Below are 25,576 nucleotides of genomic sequence, written 5' to 3'. Positions count from 1 at the left end.
ATCACCAGTCCGACGGTATGGGCGACGGCGAACCAGGTCAGGCTGATCCGGCGCCAGTGATAGCGCTGATAGCCCAGCCAGATCACCGGCAGGACAATCATGATGGCTATGGCGCTGCTGATCTCCCAGGTAAAGGGTTCCCACAGCTGGAAATCGCGGTCGCCCGGCGGGTCTTCGATCAGGATCGACGATATGTTGACGACGGTGTGCCCCCACACCAACGCCATCATGGCCAGATACAGTCGCCAGGGCAGCCACCCGATCATCCCGGATCCCCCGCCGCTTGTCCCTGAATTGCCGCCGCTGGTCACCGCTCGTCCCACGCCTGCTGCCGCCCATGTCGCGGCTCTTGCTCCAAGATAGCCCTATGTCACGGTCTGCGCCACGACTTTACGGGGACATCCATGGAAACGGCGACACGGCGTTACGATCTCGACTGGTTGCGGATTATAGCCTTCGGATTATTAATTTTTTACCATATCGGCATGTTCTACGTGACCTGGGGATGGCACGTCAAAAGCGACCAGGCCTCTTCGGCCATCGAGCCCCTGATGCTGGTCGTCAATCCATGGCGACTGGAACTGCTGTTCTTTATCTCCGGCGTCGCCACGCGCTTCCTCGCTGACAAGATGCCCACCTGGAAACTGGCCGGCTCGCGCTTTAACCGCCTCTTCTGGCCGCTCGTCTTCGGCATGGCGGTCATCGTCGCCCCGCAGGCCTTCTATGAGATCAAAACCGACCTCCACTATTCCGGCAGCTATCTCGAATTTTGGGGCAAGTACCTGACCGGCTACGGAGAATGGTGCGACCATGAAGGCTGCCTGACCGTGCCGACCTGGAACCACCTGTGGTATGTCGCCTACCTGCTGGCCTACAGCCTGATCTTTGCCCTTATCTGGCCCCTGCTGAAGCGTATCCCAATGCAATGGGCCAAGTCCCTCCCCGCCTGGGTTTATCTGGCGGTTCCCGTCGCCCTCTACTGGTTCTGCAATGGCTATTTGGAACCCCGTTTCGAAGAGACCCATGCCTTTGTCGGCGACTGGGCCGTCCACACCATCTCATTCGGCTTCTTTATCCTGGGCGTCATGGCCGCCAAGTTCGACCGCCTGTTCGAAATCGCCCGGCGGCTGCGGTGGCTCAGCCTGGCCACCGGCCTGGCCGCCTATGCCATGATCGCCTGGCTGCGTTACCTCTACTTTGCCGGCAAGTTGCCGATACCGTTGGAAATCGCCTGGCCGCTTGGCACCTTCATTGAATCCTCCCAGGCCGTGTTCCTGATGGTGACCTTGTTGGGTTTTGCCCGCCAACATCTGTCGAACGCCGACGGTCCGATCCGCCGGACTTTGACTGAAGCCATCTTCCCCTTCTACATCGTTCACCAGACCATCACCGTCGTCGCCGCCTACGAATTGAACCAACTGCATTGGCCCCTCGCCATTGAGGCGACAGCCCTGGTGGTCATCACCTTCGGCGGCTGCTGGCTAAGCTACGAGATCGTGCGCCGGATACCGCTGCTACGGCCTCTGTTCGGCTTGACGTATAAGGCAAAACGCTAAAGAGTCGCGGTTGGTTTTTTTAGCTCAGTCGCCGCATGGCTCGCGCAAACGTGCGCGGCGGGCAGTCGCCCGCTGCAGCGGCGCAGGAATTATGCGCCGCTGGAAACAAGGATATCATCGTGGCCGCTTCGCCTCATCCGCTGGTTCTCAATGGTCGCCAGGCCTTCAAGGCCGGCGACCTGCCGGGCGCCATGAGCCTGTGCGAAATGCGCCTGAACGACTCCCCCACCGACACCCAGGCGCTGGAGCTGAAAGCGGTCATCCTTCAGGGCCGTGGCGACATGGCCGGCGCCGAAGCCGCCATCCGTCAGGCCATCGCCGCCGATCCCGCCTGCGACTGGGCGCTCAACGACCTGACGCTTTTACTGCGCCAACAGGGCCGCGTGGCCGAGGCCGAAATGGCGGCGCGCGAAGCGGTGGCCGCCCGGCCGGCAGACGCCCAGGCCCACCTCCAGCTTGGTGTCGTCCTCGCTGAGAAAGACGACCTGCCGGCGGCGGAATATCACAATCGCAAGGTCATCGAACTGGCCGGCCCGCACCCACAAGCCCTGCTCAATCTGGGCCTGACGCTGTACAACCAGGGCCAGATCGAGGAAGCGGAAGACCTGATGGTCCGCGTCCACCGCCAGTCACCCGACAACCCCATGATCATGGCGCACATCTCGCGTTTACACGAAGCGAAGCGCGACATGCCGGGCGCCTTTGCCTGGCTCGACCGCGCCGAAGCCGCCGGCCGTAAAACCGGTGAAGACTTCACCGTCCTGCGCGCCGTCTATCTGCGCAATGCCGGCCGCGCCCAGGAAGGCCTCGACCTGCTCGACCGCTGCCGCAACCTGGAGGCGCCTGCGCGACTGGAACGGGCGCATCTGCTCGACAGGCTGGGGCGCTATGACGAAGCCTGGCAAGGTTTTGTCGAGGCCAAGGCCGGCCTGGCGCTCAACCACGGCTTCGGTTATCCGGCCGACAAGGTTGCGGAACGCTACGCTGCCTTGACCGGCTTTTTCACCAAGGAGACAGTGCGGCGCCTTCCCAAGGCCAGGGTCCGCAGCGATATCGCCCAGCCGATCTTCATCCTGGGCTTTCCGCGGTCCGGCACGACCATGCTGGAACAGATGCTCGCCAGCCACCCCCAGGCCGGGGCCGGTGGCGAACTGCCCTTCGTGACCGAGTGGCAGGCTCTGGTGCGAACCCTGTTGCCGGGCGATCGCAACTTCCCGGAAAAGCTGGCCTTCCTGACGGCCGCGGACTACCACCACGTCCCGGGAACCCTGCGCGACTATTACCTCGGCCGCGCCGAGACCTACGGAATCCTGCCCCGTGGCCGGTCGCGCTTTACCGACAAGATGCCGCTGAACGACGTTTACCTGCCGCTGCTCCAGATGGCCTTTCCGTCAGCCCCGATCATCCGGCTGGTGCGCCATCCGCTCGATATCGCCATCTCGGTCCTTTCACACAACCTCACCCACGGCGAACAGTTCGGCTACGCCATCGAAACCATCCTGTCGCATATGACGGCGACCCATGCCCTGAACCAGCATTACAAGACCGTGCTGGAGCAGCCGGTGATGGAACTGAAATACGAGGACTTCGTCGCCGACCAGGACGGCCAAACTCGGCGGGTGCTGGGTCATTGCGGTCTCGCGTACGATCCGGCCTGCTTGCGCTTCCACGAAAATCCGCGCCACGCACCGACGCCATCATATGCCCAGGTATCGCAGCCGCTAAATAGCCGCTCGGTTGGGCGATGGCAGAATTACCGCCGGCATTTCGAGCCGTATTTCGACAAAATCCAGCCAATGATCGAGGATTTGGGCTACGGAGTCGCCTGAAAGCCACGGTCCTGTGGCTTTGATGACAGTTCCGTGATTTCGCATTAGCGAAAGGCGCCTTACCCGTGTTAGCTTTTTTCGGATGGACGGGGCCGGTATCGACAAGCAGACTCAGGAAGCGGCATGGTGGAACGCCTGGCGACGGCTTGACCTGTCGTGGGACGGCCTGGCCCGGCGCGAAGGCCATGGCGACGCCAGCCTGCAGGACTATTGGCGCAATGAGGCCGGCCGGCTGATCGACGAACCCGGCACGCCCCGAAGGTGGACACGGTTTCACTGCCCGTTTGTGTTTGAAAATGGTTCACCGTCGCCAAAATCCGCCTGGACCGCGGCCGACTGGGCCGATCTGCACGGCAGCCTGCGCACGCGTTTGGCCATGGGCACGGAGACGAAACCTAGTCTGCTGACCGGTGTCGTTTTGGATGGGCTGTTCGAGGCCGAGGCCGAAGTGCCCGATCAGGATGGATTTCTGTGGCTGCGCGCCAACTGGGCCTATTTCCGCGATGGCGTCGATATGAGCCGCAACGGCCTGGGCTTGGCCGACTTCCGCGCCGCCTGGTTTGGCGGCAAGGCGGTGTTCGAAGGCGCCCGCGCTGTCACCGCCGAGTTCGACGGGGCTCTCTACAGCGAACGGATGGGCCGGACCGAGGTCCAGGTCCGTGCGGAGACAACTGTCGAACCTGTGCGAGTCCAGCCGCGGCTGGTTGAACCGGAGCCCGAAACGCCGAAAGCGCATTCGACCGGTCGCATTGCCGCTGGCGTCGTCGTTTTGATAGGCCTGGCCGTCGCTCTGTGGTGGCTTATCCAGAACGCCTGAGGCGGTGGAACCGACCTAAAAAGTGGGTCCACAGATTACACCGATTACACAGATTAAGTAACAAGGAGCGCTCTAACTCCAATCTGTGTAATCGGTGCAATCTGTGGATTTCCTTTAGGAAAGTGCCGCTGCGCGGACTGTCGTTATGGCAACGCCGGCGTCAGGCGCACCTCTTGCAAAGCCCATTCGGGCGGGGGCGTGCCTTGCGCAAAAGTGAAACACAGATCGTTCGTGCCCGCCACAGCCGGCATGTCACCCGTCAGAACCGTGACGCCAGTTGACTTGGCGGCCTTCGCCAGGGGCAACCGCGCCACCGGCTCGCTCGTACAATCGCCCATGCGGACCAGCAGTTCGCCGTCCCTCGTCTGCGGCGTGTCGAACAGGATCTGCCCCGGCCGGTTACCGAGCTGGAAGTTGAACGGATAATTGGCCACTTTCGCTGTGATCTTAAAACCTTTGGACGTGTCCGCCCCGCGCCAGATCCAGCACGGTTTGAGGATGTCCATCAACATCACCGCCCGCTCACCGCCATCGTCTTCCAGCGCCAAGTTCAGCTTGCCTTCGCAGATGTCCAAATCATAGCTGGTCCGCGTTTCCAGCGCTGCCCGCGTCACCGACAGCTTGCGTTCGCGGCCCAACGGTTCGCCGTTGAGGAAGGTCTGCGTCGTCAAAACAGTACCTTCAGCCACCGTCACGGGGGCGCTGTAAACCGCGCCATCAACGCGGATCTCACCCAGGTCCAAGCCGTTCCTCAGCGCCACCGTAATCCGGCCATCCGGCGCGGGTGACAGGGTCATGTGCGGCTCGAATGGTACCGTATTGTAACGCGTGCCGACCTTGTCCAACCGATGCAGGCTGGCCGGCAGACGGCGGGTAAAGTCATCCCAATCATGGCTGGACTGGAGACTCCAGCCGACCTCGGCCACCGCGATCAAACGCGGAAAGGCCATGATCTCAACACGCTCATCTGTGCGGATATGCTCGGTCCACAGATTGGCCTGCAATCCCAACACATGCTTGCGTTCGGCGTCCGTCATGGCGTCCAGCGCGGGATTGAAGTCATACACCGTCCGCAAGGTCGTCGGTTTGCCACGGCCTGGCGGTTCATCCCTGAACGGGCTCTGGCGATGGTCGAAATACAGCATCGGCGCTGGCGACAGCACCGTATCGTGGCCGGACCGGGCGGCGGTGATCGCACCGTCAACGCCGCGCCAGCTCATCACGGTGGCGTCGGATGCTATGCCGCCCTCCAGGATCTCGTCCCAGCCGATCAGCCGCCGGCCGCGCTTCGTCAACGACGTGCCGACCCGCTGGATGAACCACGACTGTAATTCATGTTCGTCCTTCAGACCCAGGTCCCTGATCTTCGCCTGGATGGCCGGCGACGCCTGCCACTGCGGCTTGATCGCTTCGTCACCGCCGACATGGATGTAAGGGCTGGGGAACAGGTCCATCACTTCGTTGAACACAGTGTCGAGAAACACAAACGTGCGGTCTTCGACATTGAGCAGGTTGGGATAGACGCCCCAATCTGACATGCCTTGCTTTGGCCGCGTGCCTTCGGTGCCGAATTCGGGATAGGCGGTGATGATTGCGGTGGCATGCCCCGGCACATCGATTTCCGGCACCACAGTGATGTTGCGCGCCGCGGCATAGGCGACGATATCCCGGACCTGGTCCTGGGTATAATAGCCGCCGTACCATAAAGGCTTGCTGTCCTTCCAACCCGCGGCGCCGGCTTCCTGGCGGTAGGCGGTTTTCTGCGTCAGTTTCGGATAGGCCTTGATCTCCAGCCGCCAACCCTGGTCATCGGTCAGATGCCATTGCAGGACGTTCAGCTTATGGATCGCCATGGCGTCGATGATCTTTTTGATCTGCGCCGGAGTCTGGAAGTGACGCACGGAATCAAGCATGAAACCGCGCCATTTGAAACGCGGGGTATCGGCAATGACCACCGCCGGCACCTGCGCCGTGCCGGTGGCAGCATCCTGGGTCGCCAGTTGCCAAAGGGTGACGGCACCGTAGAACAGGCCCTCGCGCGTCCCTGCGGTGACAACAACGGAACCGGAAGTGACCTCCAGGCGGTAGGATTCACGGTCGCCGGCAGCCGAAGCGCGGACAAAACGGATGGCGGCCTCTCCCGTCGCCGGTTCTCCGGTTACGATCTGTACCGACAGTTTACGCGAGGTCTTCAGGTGATCGCGCAAGTAGACGGCCGCGTTGCGCGCATCGGAATCACCGGCGGGCACATAGATTTGCGTCTTCGCCGTCAGTGCGAAACTCCCTTCGCCTTGCGTGATCTGCGCCGGAACCGGCGTCAGGGTCGGCATCGCCAAGGCGGGCGTCGCCAACAGAGCCGCCAGCAGAGCCGTGAGGACTGTGAGTTTCATGTTTCCGCCTGTGCTTGTGGGCCGACACTGGACCTCTCAAAAAACAAGAGCAAGCCCGGTGTGACGCCGGACTTGCTCCAAGCCTCATGCCAAAAAGTGGTCGCCACTTTTTGGCATGAGGCGTCAAAAAAATAGAGCAGAATGACGGAACGGAGTGGTCATTCTGCTCTAATCTGGGGCGCCGCAGGAGGATCTGCGGTGGTGAGGAATGGCCGGTTTTTGTCATGCCGGGATCGCGTCCGCCAAGGGGGCGGCAAACACAAGATCGAGAACCCCAGCAACCGGTCAGCACCGCATTGGGAAAACGACGGCGGACCAGAAGACTCCGGACCGAAGATGCCACACCTCCGGCCCGGGTTAGGCGTTGCGCAATCAATACTTCAGACGGGCGCCGACGTAAAACGACTGGCCGTTGTCATAGTAGGCGCGCGGGATGCTGGGATCGCCGACGAAGTAGTAGAGCTTCTCATGCAGCAGGTTTTGTGCGTCGACGGTCAAGGCGACGTTTTCGGTCACGTTGTAGCTGAAGGAGCCATCCAGCGTGCCGTAGTCGTCCTGCCACATTGTCGTGCCGCGATCGCTGCCCGAATTGAACTTCGAGCGGAAATTATAGGCCAGACGCGTGCTGATCTTGTCGTTTTCGTAGTAACCCGTCAGGTTGTAGGTGGTCTTCGAATTGCCATCCAGCGGCTTGCCGTTGTCGTACTTGGCGTCGACATAGGTATAGTTGAAGATGACGCCGAAGCCCGTATCACCGAAGGGCTGCTGGGCGTTGAACTCGAAGCCCTTGGCCGTGGCCTTGCCGCCATTGGCCGGCCCCGACAGCGTGAAGTTGGCGCCGTTGGGGGTCTGCTGGGTGCGGAAGAACTGCTGGAAGCTTTCGGTCGTGATGTAGTTGTCGATGTCCAGGTTGAAGACACCGAACGACAGCAGAGACTGCGGCGCATAATACCATTCGGCCGTCAGATTGTACTGCCAGGCGCGATAGGGTTCCAGATTCGGGTTACCGCCCGCCGTACCGGTGAGGTTCGAGTCGACCAGCGAGAAGGCGCCGGCCAGTTGGGCATAGCCCGGACGGGTGATGACTTTGGCGACGCCGGCGCGCAGCAGGATGTCGTTGCCGAAGTCATAGGTCAGATCGGCGCTGGGCAGGTAATCCCAGTACGCCTTTTCGGTGGTTTCCGAACCCCACGAACCGAAGACGTTGGTGACAGTCTTGACCGGCGCGTTGGCGGACCATTGCGTCGAGGACGTTTCGGTCTTGACGGCGCGCAGGCCGACATTCGAACGCCAGTTGTCGCCGGCCAGCTTGCCCATCACATAATAGGCCGTGGTCTTTTCCTTCACACCGAACGACAGCGGCGGATAGAAGGCGAAGGTGCGGCCGCCATTGTGGGTGTCGAGATAGTTATAGACCGCATCAGCGTCGGCATAGGAGTAGCCAGGGATGCTTCCGATACCGTCGGCATAGTCGGCCGGGGTCACGCCGCCCTTGAAGACGGTGCCGAGGTCGACATTGCTGTTGCCGCTGTTTGCGCCATTGCCGCCCCAGGCATAGGCCAGGTAGTCGAGCGTGCGCTCGTGGTCGGTATAGCGCGTGCCAAACAGCACCGATTTGAAGATGCCGCTGTTGAAATCATAGCGGAAGTCGAGCTTGGCATAGGCTTCAGTGTCCGGCGACGAAATCGTGCCGCCCCACGACCAGCTGAACTTGTTATTCAGATAGGTCGCGGCCGTCGGGTCGCCGCCCAGGCCCGGGAAGCTGACCTCGGTGATCGGGTTGCCCAGGGTATAGCTGGCGCCCACGTTATCCCAGTAGGTTTCCCAAGCGGCGGTGTCGTCGGTGACGCCCTCGCCCGAGGTGAAGCCGACCTGCGCCTTCATCGAAAAGTTTTCGGTAAAGTCATAACCGACATCGAGGTTCAGCACGTAGGTGCTGGAGTGCGCCTTGCGGAAGATGTCGTCCTGAACGATCGAGCCGCCGGCGGCTGCGGCGTCAGCCGCGTCCCACGACGCCGAGGTGACATAACCGTTCGAGGTCGTGTAGCTGGTCGGGGTCTGGCCGGCCAACTTCGAGCCCCACAGCATGAAATTGTGGTTCTCGTTATCGGCGCCCAGATGCGTGACCAGGCCCGAGAAGGCGATGTCGAGGTTTTCACCCTTCCATTGCGTCATGAAGTTGACGCCCTGGCGGATACGTTCCTGGGTGAAGTAGGCCGAGCCGATCAGCGACGGCACCAGAAGAGTCTGGCCCGAACCGGCAAAATTGGCCTGCGGCGTGTAGCCCAGGATTTCCTGGCCATCGCGACGGAACTGGCGCTTTTCATAATAGGCGCCGATCAGGAAACCGAAATCGCGGTTGTCGCTCTTCCAGCTATACATGCCCGACACGTTCGGCGACCATTCGTCGGCCAGCGTAGCGTACATGCCCTGGGCCGAAACGGCGAAGGTGCCAGCCGGCAGGTCCAGCGGTTTGCGCACATGGACGTCGACCGTGCCGCCGATGCCGCCTTCGGGCAGGTCGGCGCGCGAGGCCTTGATGATTTCGACGGAGCCGACGACTTCCGACGGCAACATGGTGTAGTTGAACGAACGGCCGCCATTGGTCTGGTCCAGAACGAACCAGTCGCCGGTGGCGATGTTGTGGCCGTCCATCAGGGTCAGGTTCAGGGTCGGGTCAGTGCCGCGGATCGAGATGCGCTCGTTCTCACCGAAGCCACCGGCATTGGCCGAACCGGTGACGACGTTGACGCCCGTAGCGCGGGCAAGCGAATCGGCGACGTTCTTGTCCGGAAACTTGCCGATGTCTTCGGCGGTGATGACTTCCGTCACGCCGTCCGAGCTCTTCTTCTGGCGCAGGGCGCTTTGCAGCGACTTGCGAATACCGGTAACGACGACAGGCGAGTCGTCGGTGGCGGCTGCCGCATCCTGGGCAAAGGCCGCGGGCGTCATGCCTGCGGACAAAGCCAGGGCCAGGGTGGCCGCGCCTGTCATCATCAGGACCTTGCGTTGAAACTTCATTGTATGTCTTTCCCTCAAGTTACTTTTGCCGCCTGCGGCCTGGCGAGCCCCGGAATTGTTATGTTGCCGCTGTAAGCTTTGGATAGGCGCGGTCAGAGTACCATTACGACACCAGAACATACCAACCACATACCTTTCGCGAAATGAACGCTAACTTTGGTTTCAAAAATCTGTCAATAAAATTTTACATTGGCCTTGCTTTGGGCTCAATTCAAAGCGCCAATGTGGCAATTATATCGCGCCGCAACAAGGTGAACGCCACCGCAAAGCTTTGCCACAGCGAGGGTTTCCGCAAAAATTCCGTTTTTTGCTCACGCTTATTGCTTTTTGACGGGAAGTCAGCCATACCAGTTAGACAAATTGGTATTATCAGGGGACGTAACCATGTCAGAGACCGGAATCGCCACCGGCGCCAAAGCACCGCAAAAGACTCCATGGGGCGCTGTCTTTCTCTTCTGCCTGCTTTTCTTTATCTTTGGGTTCGTCACCTGGCTGAACGGACCGCTGATCACCTTCGTCAAGCTGGCCTTCAATCTCAGCGACGTTGACGCCTTCCTGGTGCCGTCGGTTTTCTACCTGTCCTACTTCTTCCTGTCCCTGCCCTCGGCCTTCCTGCTGCGTAAGACTGGCATGAAGCGCGGTATGGCTCTGGGGCTTCTGGTCATGGGTATCGGCGCGGCCTGTTTCGGCCAATTCGCCACCATGCGCATCTTCGAAGGCGCCCTGACCGGCCTGTTCATCATCGGCGCCGGCCTGTCGATCCTTCAGACCGCTGCCAACCCCTACATCTCGGTCCTGGGGCCGATCGAATCGGGTGCTCAGCGCATCGCGGTCATGGGGATTTTCAATAAGTTCGCAGGTTTCCTGGCACCGATCCTCGTTGGCACCTACATCCTGCACGGCGTCGGCAGTCTGGAAGCCGAGGTCAAGGCCGCCACCGACCCGGCCGTCCGCGACGCGATTCTCAACGCCTTCGCCGCCCGCATCCACACACCCTACATGGTTGTTGCCGTCTTCCTGGCCCTGATGGCCGTCGCGACTTGGTTCTCGCCCCTGCCCGCCATCGGCGACGACGCCAATCCGTCCTCGGGCAAGAGCAGCGGCGGCGCCATCGTCCAGATGCTGTTCGGCTTCTTCGCCATCTTCACCTATGTCGGGGTCGAGGTCATGGCCGGCGACGCCATCACCACCTATGGCAACAGCTTCGGCCTTCCGCTGGACCAGACCAAGTTCTTCACCTCCTTCACCCTGGTCGCCATGCTGGTCGGCTATGTCGCCGGCCTGATCACCATTCCGCGCTTCATCAGCCAGGAACGCTACCTAATCCTGTCGGCCATTCTCGGCATGATCCTGACGGCGGGCGCCTTCTTCACCAAGGGCTTCCCCTCGGTGCTGTTCGTCGCCGCCCTGGGCTTTGCCAACGCCATGATGTGGCCGGCCATCTTCCCGCTCGGCATCCGCGGGCTGGGCAAGCTGACAGAGTTCGGCGGCGCCCTGCTGGTCATGGGCATCGCCGGCGGCGCGGTCATTCCGTGGCTGTTCGCTCACCTGAAGGAGACCATGGACTTCCAGTTGGTCTTCCTGATGCTGATGGTGCCTTGCTACGCCTACATCCTGTTCTTCGGCCTGTTCGCGGGTCGCCAGAGCAAGGCGGCCGGTTAAGCGCCGTCACGCAAGCTTGAGCCCGAAATGTCCTTCGATTCGCCTATGATACCGTTCATGAACCAGAGTTCCGCCTTTCAAATCCCATCTTATCAGGTTTTTGCCGGCGTCGACGGCGGCGGCACCAAGTGCCGCGTCCGCCTGCGCGACGCGCAAGGCACCCTGATCGGCGAGGCCGAAGGCGGTTCGGGCAATATCCGCCTGGGCCTGGACCTGGTGTGGAACAATATCCTGTCCGCTCTGGACACAGCTTTGGCCAAGGCCGGACGCAACCGCTCGGTGTTTCCGAAGATGTCGCTCGGACTTGGCCTGGCCGGCATTGCCGATGCCGGCGACGCGGCCCGCACGATGGCCGCCGGACCGCAGTTCGGCCGCTGTGACGCATCATCCGATGCCCACACGGCCGTGCTCGGCGCCTTTTCCGGCCGTGACGGCGGCATCCTGATCTCGGGCACCGGCAGCGCCGGCTATGCCTGGGTCGCTGGCCACGCCATTCAGGTCGGCGGCTGGGGCTTCGAACTGGGCGACGAAGGTTCGGCCGCAGATCTCGGGCGCAACGCCCTGCGCGCAACCTTGCATGCCCATGACGGCCTTGGCCCGCAAACAGAATTTACCCGCGCCCTGATCGCCCATTTCGGCACGCCCGCCGACATCGTCCACTTCGTCACCGACGCCCGCCCTCGCGACTACGGCCAGTTGGCGCCGATGATCATGAAGTTCGCCGACGCCGGCGATTCGGTCGCAGTCACCCTCGTCGAGGATCAGGCGCGGTTCATGGGCCGCTATGTCGGCCGGCTGCATGAACTGGGTGCCGCCAAGGTCTGTCTGGTCGGCGGCATGGCCCCGGTCTTTCAACCGTGGCTGTCGCCGGCGGCGCGCGCCGTCCTGGCCGAACCCGAACACGACGCCCTCGAAGGCGCCATCCTGATGGCGCAAGGCCTGCCAAACGGGCTGACGGCGACACAGGTGACCGCATGAGCCGTTACCTTCTGGAAATCTGTATCGATACCGCCGCCGGCTTACATGCCGCGGCCGCCAGCGGCGCAGACCGGATTGAACTGTGCGATGCGCTTGGTGTCGGGGGTCTGACGCCATCAGCCGGCTTGATGAAGCTTTCGGCAGATACCGGCTGTCCGGTGCGGGTGATGATCCGCCCGCGCGCCGGCGACTTTGTCTATTCCGACGACGATCTGACCATCATGCGCCACGACATCGCCATAACGGCTGAGATGGGCCTGGCCGGGGTGGTCTTCGGCGCCAATCACGAAGACGGCAGCCTGGATCTCGACCGGCTGGACGACCTGATCCGCTACGCCAGACGCCTCAAACTTCAGACTGCCCTGCATCGCAGTTTCGACCTGGCACCGGACCTGTCGCGCGCGCTTGACCATGCCATTTCGATGGGCTTCGATACCGTCCTGACCTCGGGCGGCGCAAAATCCGCCCCGGAAGGTGCGGCCGTCCTTGGCGACCTGGTCAGGCAGGCCGATGGCCGGATTGAAATCCTGGCCGGGGCTGGCGTCACCGCCACCCAGGCGCCGGCCCTGCTCGACACCGGCCTGACAGCGCTCCACGCCTCCTGCCGCGCGCCGGTCGCCATCCGCAGCCCGCGCGCCGCCGAGATGGGCTATGCCGGGCCCGACCTGCGCGACACCGATCCGGCTTTGGTCGAAGCCCTGCGCGCAGCGCTTGATCGCTACGAGGCCCAAACCCAAGAGGCCAAACTTCAAGAGGCCAACACCCAAGAGGATCCCCATGTCGTTTGCTGACACCATCGGCCATATCAGCAAGGAAGATCCGGCGCCGCTGTACCTTCAGCTACAACGCGCGCTGCGTGAAGCCATCACGCGCCGCCAGTTGCACCAGGACGACGCCATTCCGCCCGAGCGTGACCTGGCCGAAGATTTCGAGGTCTCGCGCATCACCGTGCGCAAGGCGATTGACGGCTTGGTCTCCGAAGGCCTGCTGACCCGCCGCCGTGGCGCCGGCACCTTTGTCGCCAGCCGCGTCGAAAAGAGCTTTTCCAAGCTGTCGTCCTTCTCGGAGGACATGCTGTCGCGCGGCCGCAAGCCGCATTCCGAATGGGTGAGCAAGTCGGCCGGCGCCGTCACCCCGGAAGAATCCCTGTCCCTGGGACTTTCGCCGGGCGCCCTGGTCTACCGCTTTCATCGCGTCCGTTATGCCGACGGCACCACCATGGCGCTCGAATATTCGACCATCCCCGGCTATTGCCTGTCCTCGACCGAGCAGGTGAGCACCTCGCTCTACGAGGCGCTGGAACGCACCGGCCACCGCCCGGTCCGCGCCCTGCAACGCCTCCGCGCCATCGCGTTTAACGCCGAACAGGCGGAGCGGCTGGGCGTGAAGCCCGGCGATCCCGGCCTGTTTATCGAACGGCGCGGCTTCCTGCAGGACGGCCGCGCTGCTGAATTCACCCAATCCTATTACCGTGGTGACGCCTATGACGTCGTCGCCGAACTGAACGATGTGAGTTGATGATGCCCTCCCCCACCCTGACCCAGGCTGCGGTCGACACCACCCTGATGCACAGCGAAGCCGCCGAAGGCGGCGCGGCCGTGGCGCGCTTCCTGTCGCACAACCGCGCCGCCCTGCAACGCTTGGGCGCCCGCCTGAAGGCCCAGCCGCCGCGCGCGGTCATCACCGTGGCGCGCGGCTCGTCCGACCATGCCGCCACCTACGGCAAGTACCTGATCGAGACCTTTGCCGGCGTGCCGACCTCGACGGCGGCCATGTCGGTATCGTCCATCTATGCCGCGCCGCTGGTCGCTGCCGATACCCTGTGCATTGCCATCTCGCAATCCGGCCGTTCGCCCGACCTGCTGGCGTCCGTCGAGGCCCACCGCAAGGCTGGCGCCTATGTCGTCGCCCTGGTGAACGATGAGGAGTCCCCGCTGGCCGCCCTGGCCGACGTGCTTTTGCCGTTGAAGGCCGGCCCGGAAAAGTCGGTTGCCGCCACCAAGTCCTACATTACCTCCCTGGCTGCCCTGGCCGCGATTACCGCCGCCTGGTCCGGTGACCGCGATCTGTCGGAAGGTTTGAGCGCCCTGCCGGGCCTGCTCGACAAGGCCTTTGCGCTGGACTGGTCAGCCGCGCTGCCGGTTTTGACAGACGCGCGCAATCTGTTCGTCATCGGCCGCGGCTATGGTTTCGCCGTCGCCCAGGAAGCGGCGCTGAAGCTGAAGGAAACCTGCGCGCTGCACGCCGAAGCCTTCTCTTCCGCCGAGATCCGCCACGGCCCCATGGCCATCGTCAATGACGGTTTCCCTATCCTCGCCTTTGCGAGTTCCGACACAGCCGGCGACGGCGTGCGCGAGGTCGCCGTCGAGTTCGCCGATCGCGGCGCGGCGGTACTCCTCGCCAATCCAGAGGGCGGCATTCCCGGCACCACCCACCTGCCGGCGCTCAGCGCGGTGTCCGCGCTGGAACCCATCCTGCAGATTGCCAGCTTCTACCGCCTGGCCAACAGCCTGTCCCTGGCGCGCGGCCTCAACCCCGATTCGCCGCCGCACCTGAACAAAGTGACCAAGACCGTATGAGCAATTTAGGAAACGTGGTCGCCACTTTTACGTTAAAAATTGCGACCAAGAAACCATCATGGGCATTTTCGCCCGAAGGCGAAATAGGCTCATGAGCTCTGTTACCTTCACCAACGCCAAGGTCGTCACGCCGAACGGGATCGTGTCCGGGTCGCTGGTCTGCAATGGCGAAACCATCGTCGAGATCGGCAACGTCACGCGCCAGGGCGAAGTCATCGATGTTGCCGGGGGGTACCTGCTGCCGGGCTTTATCGACACCCAGGTCAATGGCGGCGGCGGCGTCCTGTTCAATGACGAGACCACCAGCGACGGCATTGCGGCCATCGCCCGTGCTCACCGTGCCTATGGCACCACTGCGCTACTGCCGACCCTGATCAGCGACGAGCTGAGCGTCATCGATTCCGCCATGCGCGCCGTCGAAAAAGCCATCGCTGCCGGCGTACCGGGCATTGTCGGCATCCACATCGAAGGCCCCTTCATCAGCAAGCAGCGCAAGGGTATCCATAACCCCGAGATGTTCCGCACGCTCGATGCCGAGTCCAAGGCGCTGCTTAAGAGCCTGAAGGCTGGAAAGACCCTGGTGACCCTGGCGCCGGAAAACTGCACGCCCGAAGATATAAGCGAACTTGTGCAGGCCGGGGTGATCATCGCCGCCGGCCATACCAACGCCTCCTACGACCAAACCGTGATGGCCCTGAAGGCCGGGGTGACGGGATTTACCCACCTGTTCAACGCCATGTCGCCCTTGACGCACCGCGCGCCGGGAGTCGTCGGTGCGGCCCTGGAGGATCTCAACAGCTATTGCGGGCTTATCGCCGACGGCCGCCACGTCGACTGGGCCGTGCTGCGGATTGCCTTGCGCGCCAAGCCGTTCGACCGTTTCATGCTGGTGACGGACGCCATGCCGACTGTGGGCTCCAATACCAAGACCTTCGTGTTGAACGGCCAGACCATCCATGTCGAAGGCGGGGTTTGTGTCGGACCGGACGGAACGCTTGCCGGTTCGGATCTGGATATGGCGACGGCGCTGCGCAACACGGTGGAGAAGGTCGGCATCCCGCTCGAACACGCCGCCGTTATGGCGGCGGGTGCTCCGGCGGCTTTTCTGGGTTTGCAGTCGGCGCGCGGCAGTCTGGTGCCGGGCCAGCGGGCGGATATCGTGTGGCTGGACAAGGACCTGCAGGTCCGCGGGACGTTTATCGGCGCGAAGGCGGACGAAGTCAGGGCAGCATAATTATAGTCCCCCGTTTACGCAGGGCGATTGCATATGAGATTCAAACAGTGAACAAACCTGAATCAATAGGGGAACAAAAGCCCCTTTGTTCTGAATTTGTTCACCCATATGCAATTGCCCTGCCCGTTTACGGGGGAGATGGCTCGCAAGTGAGGCCCGCTATGGGCCGAAACGCGTCGAGACGGAGGGGGGCGACAGTGCACCGCCCCCCTCCGTCTCGACGCGCTACGCCTTTGGCTTCGCTTGCTCGACACCTCCTCCGCAAGCGGTGGAGGATAAGCCTCACGCAATAATATCCGGTCGGATCTTGTCTTCCAGCGTCGTCATGCGATCGCGCACGGCCAGCTTCTTGCGCTTCATACGCGCGATCAGAATCTGATCCGGAAGCGGCATGGTCTCAAGCGCCAGGATGGCGTCGTCCAAGTCCTTGTGTTCCTGGCGCAGCAACGCCAGTTCACCGCGCCACGCTACCGTTTCAGCCGAGATCGGCAGTTCCCGCACGGTCGGCTGCAGGTCGTCGGATTGAATATCCGGCACCAGTTCCAGATGCGTCTCGCCATCCTGCCGCTGCGCCACCCGGCGTTCGACATCTCCCCTTGCGGCATCGCCATCCGTCTTGACCAGGTGCAGTCCGTCGCCGCCACGCAAGGATCGGATATTGGTGTCGTCATGCATAAGGAGCGGCTCCCTGGTGACTTAAGGGGTTGATACGCAAGGACAATCCGGGAGCTCCCGGATATCTCAGGCCGCAAGAGTATAGCGCAAATTTTAACCCTTGGTAAGGGCCTGAGTCAGTTCGGACAACACTTCCGCATCATCACCTCCGGACCACTCCCGGTACAGCGCAATCAGCCCTTCTCCGACGGCAGTCGCGCGGCATTCCCGCGGTATCACCGAACCGGCCGAAACCAGCGCTTCCAGTTGCAGCATAAGGGTTTTTTCGGCGTCAAGCTCAACCGCCTTGACCCGTTCTCGCAAGGCAAGCCGCCCCGCCTCGTCACCATCGTGCAGCGCCGCTTTCAACCTCTGCCTGACCCTACGTAAAGGCACGATGACCTCATCGGCCCAGACGCGGGACATCCCAACAGCGCGCGCCGCCAGGGCCGCGTCGATTCGCACCCCATGCAGCGACGCCCAAGCCCCCCACAGCAGCAAGGGCACATTCTGAGCGTGGTCGTCCTGAAGCCGCAGACAGGCCGGCGCGACACCCTCACGGCTATAGGCGTCGACCGCCCAGTCCCAGAACTCAGCCATTTTGCAAGTTTTCTGGATTCAAGTTTTCTGGATTCACGTTTTCTGGGCCCTTCAGACCCTGCCAGCGGTGGATATCGACCTCGATACCGAACAGATCCAACGCGCGCCCGACGCTTTGGTTGATGATCTCTTCAACCGTCTGTGGCCGGGTGTAGAGAGCCGGCATCGGCGGGGCAACGATGGCCCCCATCTCGGTCACGGCCGCCATGGTACGCAGATGGCCCAGGTGAAGGGGGCTCTCGCGCACCATCAGGACCAGCCGCCGGCGTTCCTTCAGACAGACGTCCGCCGCGCGCGACACCAGGCCGGACGTCACCCCCGTTGCAATCTCGCTCAGCGATTTGATCGAGCACGGCGCGATCAGCATGCCGAGCGTGCGAAAAGACCCCGAGGCGATGGCCGCGCCGATATCGCCGGGCTTGTAGACCACATCGGCCAGGGCGTGGACATCGGCCAGGGAAAAGTCTGTTTCGGCACTGAGACTTAGGGCGGCGGCCCGGGACACCACCAGATGTGTCTCTACCTTTGCGTGTTTTAGAAACTTAAGCGCATTAATTCCGTACACGGCGCCCGACGCGCCACTTATGGCGACAATAAGTTTTTGATTGTGTTCAGTTTTAGACACTTTTTGAGCACTCCACTACCCAGGGCGGAATTAATATTCCGTGCACCCTAAATCTCAAGAATCTGTGAACGGATGTAACTTATCGTGACTTCACATTCGCCTCACGCGGGTGTTCCAATCGGTTCTTCCGGACACGGGGTCCGGAAGCCCCCTGAGACATGAGGATTAGCCGTATGTCCATCGAAGCGAGAGTTCGTGAACTCGACCATCGTCACCAAACCCTCAAAACGATTATCGCGCGTGAAGAACGCAGCCCGTCTGTCGACTCCTTATACCTTACGGAGTTGAAGCGAAAGAAGCTAAAGCTCAAGGAGGAAATAGAACGCATCCGGGCCCATATCCGACATGATGTCGATGAGCCCATGCTGCAGTGACGGCGGCACGGCCAGACTTTAAAATTGAATCTTCGAAGACCCCCGGAGCGATGACGCGGCCGGGGGTTTTTTCTGCGCGACATCAAGCTGTCAGGTATACTTGACAGCCCGTCGGCAATCTGTCAGGTATACCTGACAGCTACCCTCAAGGATCTTCCATGCCGGTCTTCGCCACCGTCCCCACATTTCTCGACCATGCCCGCATCGGCCGACACGCCTTCTGGCGCTATCTGCTGGCTGTCCTGCTGGCGCTTTTCATTCAGGCAGTCGTCTCGGTGATCTACGTCGTCGCCGTCGTTGTCGTTGCCGGCGTGCCCTTCACCGAACTCCAGACCGCCATCGCGGATCCGGCGCGGCCGATGCTGTTCTTCCCGCTGATCGGCGTCAGCTTTGCCGCCTGGCTGGTCGGCTTCGGATTGGGCGTACTGTGGCTGCACGGCAAGAACCCGTTGCGCCTGCTGGGCAACTGGACCTGGGCCGGCTTCCTGCTGGGGCTTGGTATCTGGCTGGCGGTGCTGATCGCCAACACCGTCGCCGACTACGCCTTGCAGCCCGACGGCTTCAGCCTGCGCCAGGTGCCCATCGATCCGGCGGTCATCGCTGTTATCGTCGCCGCCCTGGCCGTCCAGACCTTCGCCGAAGAATATGTCTTCCGCGGCTATATCACCCAGGCACTGCTGAAGATCAGTAGCAACAAATGGATCGCCATCATCGTCGGCAGCCTGCTTTTTGGCGCCCTGCACATTCCCAATGGTATCCCTCAAGCCGTATCGGCCACCGTGATGGGTGTCGCCTTCGCCTGGATCACCCTACGGACCGGCAGCATCGCCTTTGCCGCCGGCGTGCATTTCATCAACAATCTCTACGGCGCTGTGGTGGTCGTGTCCGGCGTGGACGTCTTCAAGGGCGCGCCCGGCTTGGTTACGCAGGTCACGCCCGGCCTGATGTGGTGGGATATCGGATTTACGGTCGTCGCCCTGGGCGTGATCATGCTGATCCTGGCGCGCCGCGTCCCCCGCCCGGCCTGATGCGTAACCTGGTCAGAGATCTGCGGATGCAACGCGGCTGGAGTCAGGGCGAGCTTGGCGAACGCCTGGGCGTGTCGCGCCAGGCCGTCAACGCCATCGAAGTCGGCAAACACGACCCTAGCCTCGAACTGACCTTCAAACTGGCCTACCTTTTCAACCTGCCGGTGGAAGAGATTTTCCACCCGCCCTTCACCGCAGAGGACATTCGTCATGATCAAAGGGACTGAGACCCGAGCGCCGCTATGGAAGCGCCATGCCTTCTCGGTCGGCATGCTGGTCGTGGGCGGTCTGGTCGGATTCACCGGCTCGCGGTTTGTGTCGCCCCTGATGTCGGGCCGGCCGTGGTCGGACCACCTCTCGATGCTGATCGCCGTCGCGCTGGGTGTCCTGGGCGTGATCATCCTGGCCGGCCGCTGGATCGGTCCTCTCGGCCGCGCCATGACCCAGTCGGATTCGAACCGGCTGGACCCGTTGATGAAGCGCCTGCTAAGCCTTCAGGGCATCACCCTGATCCTGGCCGGCTTGGCCATGGGCGCGGTGCCACTGCTGTCCGCAGCCGCGATCGATCGCAGCCTGGCAACGCTTGTCTATGCCGGAGTTGTCGCCGTGCTGGCGGTTCAAACTGGGGTCAATGTTCTGATCTGGCGGCGCGGTGACGAATTCCACCGCCGTGCCATGCTGGAAACCGGCGCCCTCAGTTTCTGGATCCTGCAGGGCGCCCTGTTCCTGTGGGCGGCCGCTGAACGCCTGAACCTGGTGCCTGCGCTGACAAGCTGGGACCTTATGGCGGTCACCATGGCGGTGTATCTGGTGCTATCGTCTTTCGTCGCCTGGCGACTGGGGAATACATAGGCGGGGCTATTTCGGCCACGCATCGGGCGTCCAGTCCCGTGCTCCATGGATGACACGTAGCAGATATATCACCTCGCTTCCGTCCGCCTGCTCATCAATGACGTAGGCGAGTATGTAGGGTAGACCGAAAACGACCTTCTCGTAGGTCCCCTTTACGCGCCCTGGTCGGCCGGTCGGCATATCCGAAAGTGAGCTCGCGCACTCCGCGATTTTGTCCGCGACACGGTAAGCTGCAGCCGGACTATCGGTGTAAATATATTCGATGATGTCGACGAGATTCCGTCTCGCTTCATCGGCCCAGTTGACCGGCCTCATTACGCCCGCTTGGCCTTGGCTTCAATCCGGTCGCGAATGTCTGCCATGACCTCATCATGCGGCGTTACCCGCCCGGCCCGCACATCGGCCAAGCCGCGCTCAATACCTTCAATAATCTCCAGTTCGCGTTCGACATAAGCTTCGATCGCCTCTCCGGCGAGCCACGACTTGCTTCGCCGGGTGTTATCGGCAACGCGTTCCAAACGTGCCTTAAGGTCGGCACTCAAGCGGATGGTCATGGTAGAGCTGGCGCTCACTGTGCGCTCCTGTCATCACATGTACACATATTAACACAGGAGAGCCGCTCGTCCCAGGAAAATCACGTTCAGCCCGGACAATGCGCATTCAGATCAGCGCGGACATAGCTCCAACTGAAAACCTGCTTCCGCCCGCCCATATCGCCCTCGATCAGCGCGTTGAGCCGGTCGCCTTGGCGTTCATAGACGATGACCTGAGGAAAATCGTGCGCCGGATTGCTGAACACGGCCCGCGTGGCGGTCGCTTCGGTCAGCTTGAACACGGTGGCCTCACCGCCGCCGGGCCGGGCAACATAGGCCAGGCCGCCTTCATACGGCGCGATGTGAAACTGTTCGAACGACGCCTTGCCGTTTTCGATCGTGACCCCGTGACCGACCTGCAGTCCCGCACGGGGATCACTCCACACCTCGACGACTTCGCGGCCACTGTCGCACGACAACCAGTAGCCGGACAGGAAATCGACGGGCGTCGGGGCGGCGGCAGCAAGAAGGGCGGCGGTTACGACAGCGATCATGGCAAGGGTCTCCTTTGCCATAACCTTAGCCGCCCATCTCCCCGCCGGCTTGTATCGAAACGACAGCTCACTCTCTCAGGCGGCGGCGATGTTCCGCGCCAGGGCCAGTTGCCCGCGCGCCCATTGGGTAGCAGAGCAGCCGAGATAGCGCTGGAAATCCCGCGCCAGCTGCGGCTGGTCGAAATAGCCGGCGTCGAGCCCGGCATCCAGCCAGGCGATAGCGTCGTTGTCGCCGTGCAGCGCACGGTCGAACACTGATCGAAAGCGCAGGACCGAACCCAGGGCCTTGCGCGACACCCCGACCCGGTCGAGGAACCGCCGTTGCAGGGTTCGGTCGCCGGCGACCGGCGCGCCGTCGGCAAGACCAGCAATCGCGTCGCGGACCCGGACATCGATGGTCCAGCCGCCCGCCCGCTCGACCAAAAATTCTAGCAAATCCTCTTCATCCATCGGCAGGTCCGCCATCGCCACGCGACGGTCGGTCATGTCCGCCATCGACCGATCGGTGAAGTCCCGTGCACCATCAGGTTCGAACCGCACCGCCAGGACATCGGTATGTCCCGTCGCCCGCAAATGCAAAGGCCGGGTTAGCTGGCCAGCGAAAAGAACAGCCGGCTGCACCTGCCAGCCCTGCGATGTCAGCTCTTCATAAGGCGCGCCACGATGCACGATCAGTTCGGCGCAGCCGTCGGGCACGATCTTCTGCACCTCGCCATCCATGTCGGCGACATAGGTCCAGATCTTGCGGATAAAGGGTTTCAGGGCCTGCGGCGGATCGTATTCGAGATACGCCTGCGCCATCACGCCATCTTTACGGTGCGGATGGAGAACTGCGACACCAGCTTCGATACCCCCGGCATGGTGGACAGCACATCGCGATGCACGTCCTCGTACGACAGGCTTTCGCGCAGGACGATCTTGAGCAGATAGTCCGCCTCGCCCGACATCAGGTGGCATTCCTCGATGGCGGCGCAGGCAATGGCGGCGCGTTCGAACTTTTCGAACGTCTCGCGGCGCTGGTCCTGCAAGGTCACATGGACGAAGACCGTCCCCTGCTTGCCCTGGACGTTTTCGGCGATGACGGCGCGATAGCCGGCGATCACGCCCTTCTGCTCCAGGATCTTGACGCGACGGTGGGCCGCCGACGGCGACAGGCCCACGGCCTCACCCAGATCCGCCGAGGTGGCGCGGGCATTGCCGCGCAGCACCTTGATCAGCTCGCGGTCGAAAGAATCGAGATCGGAAAATTTATCGCTGCCCGCCATGTTTTTGAATTTATATCCAACCGTTCAGCGAGGCAATGCTAAAAATTTCGAGGATTTATCGCTTCCGACGCGATATAATTGATTTCAAGGGTAGCCACCCGACCCGATCAGACCCCGATCAGACTACGCGTAGAGTTGTGCCGTGTGAGGCGCTTTATCGCCCGCGGCCCGGCAGGAAACAGCAGGAGCCACACCATGAAGATCAGCGTCCCCAAGGAAATCAAGAACCACGAATACCGCGTCGGCCTGGTGCCGCATGCGGTGGCCGAACTGACCCATCAGGGTCACCAGGTCTTTGTGGAGACCCAGGCCGGGGCCGAAATCGGTTTCTCCGACCAGGACTATATCGACGCCGGCGCCACCATTCTTGCCACGGCCGAGGAAACCTTCGACGCCGGCGAAATGATCGTCAAGGTCAAGGAACCGCAACTGCACGAATGCGCCCGCCTGAAACCCTCCCAGACCCTGTTTACCTACCTGCACCTTGCCGCCGACAAGCCCCAGGCCGAAGCCCTGATGGCGTCCGGCGCCACCTGCATTGCCTATGAGACCGTCACCGAAGCCGCCGGCGGCCTGCCGCTGCTGCGCCCGATGTCCGAAGTCGCTGGCCGCATCTCGGTCCATGTCGGCGCCACCTACCTGCATAAGGCCTTCGGCGGCCGCGGCGTCCTTTTGGGTGGCGTGCCGGGCGTCGCCCCGGCCAAGGTCGTCATCATCGGCGGCGGTGTTTCGGGCATCAATGCCGCCCAGATGGCGGTCGGCCTGCATGCCGACGTCACCCTGTTTGATATTTCCGGCGCCAAGCTGATCGAGATCGACCAACTGTTCCATGGCCGCGTCAAGACCGCCTATTCGTCCAAGGGCGCTCTGGCCGAAGCCATCCGCGACGCCGACCTGGTCATCGGCGCCGTGCTGATCCCCGGCGCCGCCGCGCCCAAGCTGGTCACCCGCGACATGCTGAAGACCATGAAGCAAGGCGCGGTCCTGGTCGACATCGCCATCGACCAGGGCGGCTGCTTCGAGACCTCGCACCCGACCACCCACCAGGACCCGATCTACCTGGTCGACGGCATCGTCCACTACTGCGTCGCCAATATGCCGGGCGCCGTGGCGCGGACCTCGACGCTTGCCCTCAACAACGCCACCTTGCCGTTTGTGCTGAAGATGGCGCGTATGGGCGTGTCGGCGGCGCTGGCAGCCGATCCGCACCTGCGCAACGGCCTGAACGTCGCCAACGGCAAGATCACCTACCAGGCCGTTGCCGAAGCCTTGCACCTGCCGTTCGCAGCGTAACGACTAGGGCCGGCGCATCCCTATGGCTGCGCCGGTTGCCTTACAAAACGTCGCGCCAGTCTTCAGGCAGCTTCGCGCGAATGCCTTCCGCGTCAGTCCGGGCCTCTTTGACCTGTTCGGCGGAAACGTCCTGGCTGAGCGTGGCGATCTCCGTCGGCGCTTCCAGGCCTTCGCCTCCGGCATAGACCAGGAACCAGGTCAGTGCCTTGACCGGATCGTTCAGTCGCGCCTTGTCCTCATATAACTGCGCCAGTTTCAGTTGCGCCTCCACGACGTTGCGCCGCGCCGCCGTTTCCAGCCAGAGCTTCGCCTTGGTGTCATCGCGTGGCACATTTATACCGTTGCTGTAGATCGTACCAAGGTTGTACTGCGCAAAGCCATGACCACCTTCCGCCGCCTTGGTATAGAGGACAAGGCCCTTATCCGTATCCTGGTCGACGCCGGTCGCATTGTAGTAGGCCTCAGCCAACAAGGTCTGAGAATGAAGGTAGCCCTGATCAGCCGCTCGACGCAGCCAGGGAATGGCCTTTTCCGGGTCGGCCTCGATGCCGTCTTCGCCATAGAAGTAGACCTTGGCGTAATCGTTCTGAGCATCAGCCAGCCCCTGCTCCGCCGCTTTCAGGAGCCATGGCATGGCCAGCGAAATATCCTTTTTCACGCCATAACCGTGACGGAGATCTGAACCCGCCATGTACTGGGCCGGCGCGTAACCCTTTTGAGCTGCCTGGAGAAAATACTGATGGCCACCGCCGATGTCGCCACGATCCCAGGCCGCCATCCCTTGGCAAAAAGTCCTTTCGAAGTGCCGCTGGGAATCGGCTCATTCTTTGAACAATTCTGGATGACCGGATCTATTGTACCTGCCTGAACAGCGCAGCCCGCAATCGGCAAGAACAACAGACTGCCCAACACCCGCCATAGCTTCATAATCTGGCCCCCCGTCTGTCAGACGTTTACCACGCGCCGGTTCAATTCGCAGAACCCTCGTCCAAAAAAGTTTTTCACCCCGATGATCCACCCGGCGCGTCCCGTCGTAAACTCCAACATTAGATAATCCGGTCGGTGCCCTATCACGACCGGCGTTGGCGCCCAGGGACCTCCCCCCCCTCCCCCCTGGGCGCCGTTTTTTTCTTGCAAATTTGCACTTGGAAAAACACTGTTTCTGCAACATATTGAAACATAGGCCGCATCAAGACGGTCGCTATCTCGGAAAAAGGGGAAACCATGGCCCGGCAGCCACATATACGCCGTATCTGCCTCGACGAGCTGGAGATTGTGCGCGAACTGGCGCTCGTCATCTGGCCCAAATGCTATCGTAACATCATTGGCCCAGATCGGGTCGACGCCATGCTGGCCGTACTTTACGCCACCGACAATCTCGAAGACGAGATGATACGCCTGAACCACGTCTTCTGGATCGTGCGCTACGGTGACCTCGATGTTGGCTATGCCTCCGCCTATATGGACGGCGACCGGCTGTGGCTGAAGAAACTGTACGTCCGCGACGACCATCGCGGCCTGGGCCTGGGCAAGGCGCTGATCCAGGCGGCCCTCGATCATTTCCACACCGACCACATTTCCAACTCGCCGCCGCTCGAAATGGCGCTGTATGTCAACAAGGACAATACGCCGGCCATCGACTACTACCTGCGCTCGGGCTTCCAGGTCGAGGCCGAGGTACCGGTGCAGATGGGGCCCTATGGCTTTACCGACTACGTCATGCAGAAGGCCA

Annotated in this window: 27 protein-coding genes; 15 read left to right on the top strand and 12 right to left on the bottom strand. The window is 62.0% G+C overall.

Features of this window, described 5'->3' with window-relative positions:
• The coding region (locus ABI_RS25615) for a hypothetical protein (protein WP_040308749.1) at window positions 1-266 on the bottom strand (266 nt) is incomplete at its 3' end.
• 138 nt (window positions 267-404) lie between these two features.
• On the opposite strand from ABI_RS25615, the gene ABI_RS09270 reads away from it, so the two are divergent.
• From ABI_RS09270 to ABI_RS09260, 3 genes are all read left to right on the top strand, one after another.
• Window positions 405-1,556: an acyltransferase family protein gene (locus ABI_RS09270; RefSeq protein WP_006272670.1), complete on the top strand. Its 1,152-nt coding sequence runs from the start codon at window positions 405-407 to the stop codon at window positions 1,554-1,556.
• 119 nt (window positions 1,557-1,675) lie between these two features.
• On the top strand, window positions 1,676-3,385 hold the full coding sequence (locus tag ABI_RS09265; protein ID WP_006272669.1) for a tetratricopeptide repeat-containing sulfotransferase family protein: 1,710 nt from the start codon (window positions 1,676-1,678) through the stop codon (window positions 3,383-3,385).
• Window positions 3,386-3,467: 82 nt separating this feature from the next.
• Entirely contained in the window at window positions 3,468-4,202 is a 735-nt protein-coding gene (locus ABI_RS09260; protein ID WP_006272668.1) for a hypothetical protein, read from the top strand.
• A 143-nt stretch (window positions 4,203-4,345) separates the two neighbouring features.
• Here the strand turns inward: ABI_RS09260 and ABI_RS09255 are convergent, their stop codons facing one another.
• Window positions 4,346-6,592, bottom strand: coding sequence for a beta-N-acetylhexosaminidase (locus ABI_RS09255; protein ID WP_006272667.1), 2,247 nt, complete (start codon window positions 6,590-6,592; stop codon window positions 4,346-4,348).
• Window positions 6,593-6,964: 372 nt separating this feature from the next.
• Window positions 6,965-9,613, bottom strand: coding sequence for a TonB-dependent receptor (locus ABI_RS09250; RefSeq protein WP_006272666.1), 2,649 nt, complete (start codon window positions 9,611-9,613; stop codon window positions 6,965-6,967).
• Window positions 9,614-9,997: 384 nt separating this feature from the next.
• Between ABI_RS09250 and ABI_RS09245 the strand changes: the two genes are divergently transcribed.
• From ABI_RS09245 to nagA, 6 genes are all read left to right on the top strand, one after another.
• Window positions 9,998-11,275 carry a sugar MFS transporter gene (locus ABI_RS09245; RefSeq protein WP_006272664.1) on the top strand — a complete coding sequence of 426 codons (1,278 nt, stop codon included), beginning with the start codon at window positions 9,998-10,000 and terminating at the stop codon, window positions 11,273-11,275.
• A 57-nt stretch (window positions 11,276-11,332) separates the two neighbouring features.
• Window positions 11,333-12,253, top strand: a complete 921-nt coding sequence (locus tag ABI_RS09240) for a glucosamine kinase nucleotide-binding domain-containing protein (protein WP_157138754.1) — start codon at window positions 11,333-11,335, stop codon at window positions 12,251-12,253.
• Window positions 12,250-13,044, top strand: coding sequence for a copper homeostasis protein CutC (locus ABI_RS09235; protein ID WP_006272662.1), 795 nt, complete (start codon window positions 12,250-12,252; stop codon window positions 13,042-13,044). Before ABI_RS09240 ends, ABI_RS09235 begins: the two co-directional genes overlap by 4 nt.
• Window positions 13,031-13,771 carry a GntR family transcriptional regulator gene (locus tag ABI_RS09230; RefSeq protein WP_006272661.1) on the top strand — a complete coding sequence of 247 codons (741 nt, stop codon included), beginning with the start codon at window positions 13,031-13,033 and terminating at the stop codon, window positions 13,769-13,771. Before ABI_RS09235 ends, ABI_RS09230 begins: the two co-directional genes overlap by 14 nt.
• The gene (locus ABI_RS09225; RefSeq protein ID WP_006272660.1) at window positions 13,771-14,832 is read left to right on the top strand and encodes an SIS domain-containing protein; all 1,062 of its coding nucleotides are present in this window, start codon (window positions 13,771-13,773) and stop codon (window positions 14,830-14,832) included. Before ABI_RS09230 ends, ABI_RS09225 begins: the two co-directional genes overlap by 1 nt.
• A gap of 91 nt (window positions 14,833-14,923) precedes the next feature.
• Window positions 14,924-16,066 carry an N-acetylglucosamine-6-phosphate deacetylase gene (gene nagA / locus ABI_RS09220; protein WP_006272659.1) on the top strand — a complete coding sequence of 381 codons (1,143 nt, stop codon included), beginning with the start codon at window positions 14,924-14,926 and terminating at the stop codon, window positions 16,064-16,066.
• A gap of 282 nt (window positions 16,067-16,348) precedes the next feature.
• Here nagA and ABI_RS26560 read toward each other — a convergent pair whose 3' ends face one another.
• The 3 genes from ABI_RS26560 to ABI_RS09205 all read right to left on the bottom strand — a co-directional run bounded on the left by ABI_RS26560 (window position 16,349) and on the right by ABI_RS09205 (window position 17,945).
• Window positions 16,349-16,741, bottom strand: a complete 393-nt coding sequence (locus ABI_RS26560; RefSeq protein ID WP_006272658.1) for a YdcH family protein — start codon at window positions 16,739-16,741, stop codon at window positions 16,349-16,351.
• 93 nt (window positions 16,742-16,834) lie between these two features.
• On the bottom strand, window positions 16,835-17,320 hold the full coding sequence (locus tag ABI_RS09210) for a TIGR02444 family protein (RefSeq protein WP_006272657.1): 486 nt from the start codon (window positions 17,318-17,320) through the stop codon (window positions 16,835-16,837).
• Window positions 17,313-17,945 carry a UbiX family flavin prenyltransferase gene (locus ABI_RS09205; RefSeq protein WP_006272656.1) on the bottom strand — a complete coding sequence of 211 codons (633 nt, stop codon included), beginning with the start codon at window positions 17,943-17,945 and terminating at the stop codon, window positions 17,313-17,315. Before ABI_RS09205 ends, ABI_RS09210 begins: the two co-directional genes overlap by 8 nt.
• Before the next feature lie 173 nt (window positions 17,946-18,118).
• Here ABI_RS09205 and ABI_RS09200 point away from each other — a divergent pair, with 173 nt between their 5' ends.
• The 4 genes from ABI_RS09200 to ABI_RS09185 all read left to right on the top strand — a co-directional run bounded on the left by ABI_RS09200 (window position 18,119) and on the right by ABI_RS09185 (window position 20,199).
• A complete protein-coding gene (locus tag ABI_RS09200) occupies window positions 18,119-18,319 on the top strand; it encodes a DUF465 domain-containing protein (protein ID WP_006272655.1) in 201 nt (66 codons plus the stop codon).
• A gap of 158 nt (window positions 18,320-18,477) precedes the next feature.
• Complete coding sequence (locus ABI_RS09195; protein ID WP_006272654.1) at window positions 18,478-19,347, top strand: CPBP family intramembrane glutamic endopeptidase; 870 nt, start codon at window positions 18,478-18,480, stop codon at window positions 19,345-19,347.
• Entirely contained in the window at window positions 19,347-19,574 is a 228-nt protein-coding gene (locus tag ABI_RS09190; RefSeq protein WP_006272653.1) for a helix-turn-helix transcriptional regulator, read from the top strand. Before ABI_RS09195 ends, ABI_RS09190 begins: the two co-directional genes overlap by 1 nt.
• A complete protein-coding gene (locus ABI_RS09185; RefSeq protein WP_006272652.1) occupies window positions 19,558-20,199 on the top strand; it encodes a hypothetical protein in 642 nt (213 codons plus the stop codon). The genes ABI_RS09190 and ABI_RS09185 overlap by 17 nt, the downstream gene beginning before the upstream one ends.
• Window positions 20,200-20,205: 6 nt before the next feature.
• Here ABI_RS09185 and ABI_RS09180 read toward each other — a convergent pair whose 3' ends face one another.
• The 5 genes from ABI_RS09180 to ABI_RS09160 form a co-directional block, all read right to left on the bottom strand.
• Window positions 20,206-20,514 carry a type II toxin-antitoxin system RelE/ParE family toxin gene (locus ABI_RS09180; protein WP_040308748.1) on the bottom strand — a complete coding sequence of 103 codons (309 nt, stop codon included), beginning with the start codon at window positions 20,512-20,514 and terminating at the stop codon, window positions 20,206-20,208.
• The gene (locus ABI_RS09175) at window positions 20,514-20,771 is read right to left on the bottom strand and encodes a CopG family ribbon-helix-helix protein (protein WP_040308747.1); all 258 of its coding nucleotides are present in this window, start codon (window positions 20,769-20,771) and stop codon (window positions 20,514-20,516) included. The genes ABI_RS09180 and ABI_RS09175 overlap by 1 nt, the downstream gene beginning before the upstream one ends.
• 68 nt (window positions 20,772-20,839) lie before the next feature.
• Window positions 20,840-21,286 (bottom strand): DUF6265 family protein, encoded by a 447-nt coding sequence (locus ABI_RS09170; RefSeq protein WP_006272650.1) that lies wholly within the window; start codon window positions 21,284-21,286, stop codon window positions 20,840-20,842.
• A 75-nt stretch (window positions 21,287-21,361) separates the two neighbouring features.
• A complete protein-coding gene (locus tag ABI_RS09165; protein ID WP_006272649.1) occupies window positions 21,362-22,087 on the bottom strand; it encodes an AraC family transcriptional regulator in 726 nt (241 codons plus the stop codon).
• Window positions 22,087-22,551, bottom strand: a complete 465-nt coding sequence (locus ABI_RS09160; protein WP_006272648.1) for an Lrp/AsnC family transcriptional regulator — start codon at window positions 22,549-22,551, stop codon at window positions 22,087-22,089. Before ABI_RS09160 ends, ABI_RS09165 begins: the two co-directional genes overlap by 1 nt.
• 195 nt (window positions 22,552-22,746) lie before the next feature.
• Between ABI_RS09160 and ald the strand changes: the two genes are divergently transcribed.
• Window positions 22,747-23,844: an alanine dehydrogenase gene (ald, locus tag ABI_RS09155; protein WP_006272647.1), complete on the top strand. Its 1,098-nt coding sequence runs from the start codon at window positions 22,747-22,749 to the stop codon at window positions 23,842-23,844.
• Window positions 23,845-23,884: 40 nt separating this feature from the next.
• On the opposite strand, the gene ABI_RS09150 is transcribed toward ald, so the two are convergent.
• Window positions 23,885-24,622: a tetratricopeptide repeat protein gene (locus ABI_RS09150; RefSeq protein ID WP_006272646.1), complete on the bottom strand. Its 738-nt coding sequence runs from the start codon at window positions 24,620-24,622 to the stop codon at window positions 23,885-23,887.
• Between the two features lie 446 nt (window positions 24,623-25,068).
• Between ABI_RS09150 and ABI_RS09145 the strand changes: the two genes are divergently transcribed.
• Window positions 25,069-25,576, top strand: a 508-nt coding sequence (locus tag ABI_RS09145; RefSeq protein WP_040308746.1) for a GNAT family N-acetyltransferase, incomplete at its 3' end; no start/stop codon positions are given.

The organism is Asticcacaulis biprosthecium C19, assembly GCF_000204015.1.
GTDB classification, from domain to species: Bacteria; Pseudomonadota; Alphaproteobacteria; order Caulobacterales; family Caulobacteraceae; genus Asticcacaulis; species Asticcacaulis biprosthecius.
The sequence above is the reverse complement of the archived record's forward strand: the minus strand, read 5'-3'. Positions and strand labels throughout refer to the sequence as shown.

Coding starts and splice junctions, on each gene's coding strand:
- ABI_RS09250 (WP_006272666.1), bottom strand. CDS start 9,613: ATGAAGTTTCAACGCAAGGTCCTGATGATGACAGGCGCGGCCACCCTG.
- ABI_RS09165 (WP_006272649.1), bottom strand. CDS start 22,087: ATGGCGCAGGCGTATCTCGAATACGATCCGCCGCAGGCCCTGAAACCC.
- ABI_RS09225 (WP_006272660.1), top strand. CDS start 13,771: ATGATGCCCTCCCCCACCCTGACCCAGGCTGCGGTCGACACCACCCTG.
- ABI_RS09200 (WP_006272655.1), top strand. CDS start 18,119: ATGTCCATCGAAGCGAGAGTTCGTGAACTCGACCATCGTCACCAAACC.
- ABI_RS09195 (WP_006272654.1), top strand. CDS start 18,478: ATGCCGGTCTTCGCCACCGTCCCCACATTTCTCGACCATGCCCGCATC.
- ABI_RS09170 (WP_006272650.1), bottom strand. CDS start 21,286: ATGATCGCTGTCGTAACCGCCGCCCTTCTTGCTGCCGCCGCCCCGACG.
- ABI_RS09180 (WP_040308748.1), bottom strand. CDS start 20,514: ATGAGGCCGGTCAACTGGGCCGATGAAGCGAGACGGAATCTCGTCGAC.
- ABI_RS09190 (WP_006272653.1), top strand. CDS start 19,347: ATGCGTAACCTGGTCAGAGATCTGCGGATGCAACGCGGCTGGAGTCAG.
- ABI_RS09260 (WP_006272668.1), top strand. CDS start 3,468: ATGGACGGGGCCGGTATCGACAAGCAGACTCAGGAAGCGGCATGGTGG.
- ABI_RS09185 (WP_006272652.1), top strand. CDS start 19,558: ATGATCAAAGGGACTGAGACCCGAGCGCCGCTATGGAAGCGCCATGCC.
- ABI_RS09245 (WP_006272664.1), top strand. CDS start 9,998: ATGTCAGAGACCGGAATCGCCACCGGCGCCAAAGCACCGCAAAAGACT.
- ABI_RS09255 (WP_006272667.1), bottom strand. CDS start 6,592: ATGAAACTCACAGTCCTCACGGCTCTGCTGGCGGCTCTGTTGGCGACG.
- ABI_RS09230 (WP_006272661.1), top strand. CDS start 13,031: ATGTCGTTTGCTGACACCATCGGCCATATCAGCAAGGAAGATCCGGCG.
- ald (WP_006272647.1), top strand. CDS start 22,747: ATGAAGATCAGCGTCCCCAAGGAAATCAAGAACCACGAATACCGCGTC.
- ABI_RS09150 (WP_006272646.1), bottom strand. CDS start 24,622: ATGGCGGCCTGGGATCGTGGCGACATCGGCGGTGGCCATCAGTATTTT.
- ABI_RS09240 (WP_157138754.1), top strand. CDS start 11,333: ATGAACCAGAGTTCCGCCTTTCAAATCCCATCTTATCAGGTTTTTGCC.
- ABI_RS09235 (WP_006272662.1), top strand. CDS start 12,250: ATGAGCCGTTACCTTCTGGAAATCTGTATCGATACCGCCGCCGGCTTA.
- ABI_RS26560 (WP_006272658.1), bottom strand. CDS start 16,741: ATGCATGACGACACCAATATCCGATCCTTGCGTGGCGGCGACGGACTG.
- ABI_RS09160 (WP_006272648.1), bottom strand. CDS start 22,551: ATGGCGGGCAGCGATAAATTTTCCGATCTCGATTCTTTCGACCGCGAG.
- ABI_RS09270 (WP_006272670.1), top strand. CDS start 405: ATGGAAACGGCGACACGGCGTTACGATCTCGACTGGTTGCGGATTATA.
- ABI_RS09210 (WP_006272657.1), bottom strand. CDS start 17,320: ATGGCTGAGTTCTGGGACTGGGCGGTCGACGCCTATAGCCGTGAGGGT.
- nagA (WP_006272659.1), top strand. CDS start 14,924: ATGAGCTCTGTTACCTTCACCAACGCCAAGGTCGTCACGCCGAACGGG.